General features: G+C 67.1%; 2 protein-coding genes. Both read left to right on the top strand.

Annotated elements, in window-relative coordinates:
* On the top strand, window positions 1-783 hold a 783-nt coding region (locus VYI76_RS03260; protein ID WP_326523345.1), incomplete at its 5' end, for a serine/threonine-protein kinase.
* A partial coding sequence (locus tag VYI76_RS03255) for an acyl CoA:acetate/3-ketoacid CoA transferase (protein ID WP_326523344.1) occupies window positions 780-1970 on the top strand: 1191 nt, incomplete at its 3' end. The genes VYI76_RS03260 and VYI76_RS03255, both read left to right, overlap by 4 nt.

Genomic DNA, 1970 nt, shown 5'->3' with positions numbered 1-1970 from the left:
GCGATGGCCCGACTGTCACATCCCAACGTGGCGCAGGTCTACGAGGTCGCGGACGAGGGTGGGCAGCTGTTTCTGGCGATGGAGTACATCGCCGGCGTGACGCTGCGAGACTGGCTGGCGGCCGAGCCACGCGCGTGGCGCGAGGTCATTCGCGTATATATCGAGGCGGGGCGGGGACTCGCGGCGGCGCACGCGGCAGGCCTGATGCACCGCGACTTCAAGCCGGATAACGCGATGATCGCGGCGGACGGGCGAGTCCGGGTGCTGGACTTCGGGCTGTCCCGGCTGCACGCGACCTCCGAGGCGACGAGCCCGGGCGGCGCGAGCTCACCAGCGCTGGCGTTGCACGTGACCGCTGCGAACAGCCTGGTGGGGACACCCGCGTATATGTCACCCGAGCAGTTCGACCGCCAGGAGGCCGACGCACGCAGCGACCAGTTCAGCTTCTGCGTGGCGGTGTGGGAGGCGCTCTATGGCCAGCGGCCGTTCGCCGGAGAGTCGGTCCTGGATCTGAGCGCAAATGTGCGCAGTAGCGTGATGCGCGGTCCGCCCGCGGGTATGCGCGTGCCGACCTGGGTGCGGCGGGTGCTCGAGCGCGGGTTGGCGCGCGCGCCGGCATCGCGCTGGCCGACGATGGAGGCGTTGCTGACGGCGCTGGCGCGCGACCCCGTGCGGGTGCGCCGGCGATGGCTTGGGGGTGAGTCGCCAAAACATCCATGCATCGGGGCTTCCTTAGGTATCGTTCGATACTTCAACAGGCCCCCAGAGGATGAGTGGAGATGAACCCTAAAAACCAGAAATTCATGCGTCCCCAGGGCCGCAACACCGGCAAGATCGTCAGCGCCGCCGACGCGGTCAAACTCATCCGCTCGGGCGACACCGTCGCCACCACCGGCTTTGTCGGCATCGGCTTCCCTGAAAACATCGCCATCGCCCTCGAGCAGTACTTTCTCGAAACCCGCGAGCAGGATCCGGCAGGCCGCGGCAAGCCCGAAGGCCTCACCCTCGTTTACGGCGCCGGCCAGGGCGACGGCAAGGACAAGGGCCTCAACCACCTGGGCCACGACGGCCTCGTCGCAAGAGTGATCGGCGGCCACTGGGGCCTGGTGCCACGCCTGCAGGAACTGGCCGTCGCCAACCGCATCCAGGGCTACAACCTGCCCCAGGGCGTCATCACCCACCTCTATCGCGACATCGCCGCCGGCAAGCCGGGCACCCTCACCCGGGTCGGGCTCGGCACCTTCGTCGACCCGCGCTTCGGCGGCGGCAAGGTCAACGAATGCACCACCGAAGATCTCGTACGCATCATCGAAATCGACGGCGAGGAGTACCTCTTCTACAAGGCTTTCCCGATCCATGTCGGCATCATCCGCGGCACCACCGCCGACCCGGACGGCAACATCACGATGGAAAAGGAAGCCCTGACCCTCGAAGGCCAGGCCATCGCCATGGCCGCCCGCAACAGCGGCGGCATCGTTATCGCCCAGGTCGAGCGGATCGCCGAATCCGGTTCGCTCAATCCACGGCAGGTAAAGATTCCCGGCATTCTGGTCGACTGCGTGGTGGTTGCCGAACGCCCCGAGTGGCACATGCAAACCTTTCTCGAACACTACAACCCGGCCTTCTCCGGCGAGATCCGCATCCCCCTCACGTCCCTCGAACCGATGGAAATGAGCGAGCGCAAGATCATCGCCCGCCGCGCCGCCATGGAACTCACGCCCAACGCCGTGGTGAACCTCGGCATCGGCATGCCCGAGGGCGTGGCGGCCGTGGCCACCGAAGAGCGCATCCTCGACCTGATGACCCTCACCGCCGAGCCCGGCGTCATCGGCGGCATTCCCCAGGGCGGGCTCAACTTCGGCGCCGCGGTGAATACCTCCGCCATCATCGACCAGCCCAGCCAATTCGATTTCTACGACGGCGGCGGGCTCGACATCGCCTTCCTCGGTCTCGCCCAGGCCGATGCCCAG

The organism is Sphingomonas sp., from assembly GCF_035910975.1.
In the GTDB taxonomy this organism is placed as follows: Bacteria; Pseudomonadota; Alphaproteobacteria; order Sphingomonadales; family Sphingomonadaceae; genus Sphingomonas.
Note: the sequence above shows the minus strand (reverse complement) of the source record. Positions and strands in the feature narration are given on the sequence as shown.